The organism is Micrococcus sp. HSID17227, assembly GCF_003989405.1.
GTDB lineage: Bacteria > Actinomycetota > Actinomycetes > Actinomycetales > Micrococcaceae > Micrococcus > Micrococcus luteus.
In genome coordinates this window covers 1-1,384 of sequence record NZ_RBLN01000387.1, presented here as the reverse complement: position 1 = coordinate 1,384, position 1,384 = coordinate 1, and the positions used below count along the sequence as shown (strand labels likewise).

1 protein-coding gene and 1 pseudogene are annotated in these 1,384 nt (G+C 74.1%); one reads left to right on the top strand and one right to left on the bottom strand.

What is annotated here, in order from left to right; all coding sequences use genetic code 11:
- Nucleotides 1–225, bottom strand: a pseudogene (locus D8M29_RS12095) (3-methyladenine DNA glycosylase); the annotation flags it as partial.
- A gap of 162 nt (nt 226–387) precedes the next feature.
- Between D8M29_RS12095 and D8M29_RS12090 the strand changes: the two are divergent.
- A partial coding sequence (locus tag D8M29_RS12090; protein ID WP_127446015.1) for a PLP-dependent cysteine synthase family protein occupies nt 388–1,384 on the top strand: 997 nt, incomplete at its 3' end.

Here is a 1,384-nt window from a genome sequence, read left to right as displayed (position 1 = left end):
GCCGCCCCCTGCGGCCTCCCGGGCGCCGGAGGCCAGCAAGGACGGCGGCCGGCCCGGCCCGCCCGCCGCCGCGTCCGGGGCGGGGGAGCGCAGGGTGAGCCAGACGCCCTGCGGTGTGGCGCGGACCGTGGGGTCGGCCGCGCCGCGCTGCAGGGGACGCAGGGTGAGCGCGACGTCCACGGGGACGGGCACGCGTACGCGGCGCTCGGCGTCCGGGGCGATCATGCCCGCACCGTACACCCGGGCCCGGACAGGACGACGTCGGCCGTGACGGCGCGCACGCCGGGCGTTGCCCCGCGTGTCCGGGGCCCTCCTTCGGCGTCCGGCCCCTGGCGTAGCGTGGGGTGCGTGACTGAACAGACCCCCGCGCCCACCCCTGCGCAGCCCATGCAGTACGCCGAGAACGTCCTCGAGCTGATCGGGCACACCCCGCTCGTGAAGCTGCACTCCGTGACGGAGGGCATCGAGGCCACCGTGCTGGTGAAGGTCGAATACCTGAACCCCGGTGGCTCCGTGAAGGACCGCATCGCGCTGAAGATGATCGAGGAGGCCGAGCGCGAGGGCCTGCTCGGCCCGGGCGGCACCGTCGTGGAGCCCACCTCGGGCAACACGGGCGTAGGGCTGGCCCTGGTCTCGCAGCTCAAGGGCTACCGCACCGTGTTCGTCACCCCGGACAAGGTGGGTCAGGAGAAGCGGGACGTGCTCAGCGCGTACGGCGCCGAGCTCGTCGTCACGCCCACCGCCGTGGACCCGACGTCCGAGGAGTCCTACTACGGGGTCGCCGACCGCCTCGTGCGGGAGATCCCCGGGGCCTATCAGCCCAACCAGTTCTTCAACCCCGCCGCCCCGGCCTCCCACTACGAGACCACCGGCCCCGAGATCTGGGAGGACACGGCCGGCCGCGTCACCCACGTCGTGATGGGCGCCGGCACGGGCGGCACCATCACGGGCACCGGCCGCTACCTCAAGGAGGTCTCGGCGGACCGCCCGTCCGGTCCCGTCCGCGTGATCGGCGCGGACCCCAGCGGCTCGGTGTACTCCGGCGGCACCGGCCGGCCCTACTTCGTCGAGGGTGTCGGCGAGGACATGTGGGTGGACAACTACGACCCCGCGGTCCCGGACGAGGTCATCGCCGTCGAGGACGCCGAGGCCCTGGCCATGACCCGCCGCCTCGCCGCCGAGGAGGGCCTGCTCGTGGGCGGCTCCTCCGGTCTGGCCGTCGTGGCCGGCCTGCGCGCCGCCCGCGAGCTCGGCCCGGAGGACGTCATGGTGATCGTGCTGCCCGACTCGGGCCGCGGCTACCTCGCCAAGATCTTCAACGACCCGTGGATGGACGAGCGCGGCTTCGACTACGACGTCCGCGAGACCGTGCTGCCGGCGTGGA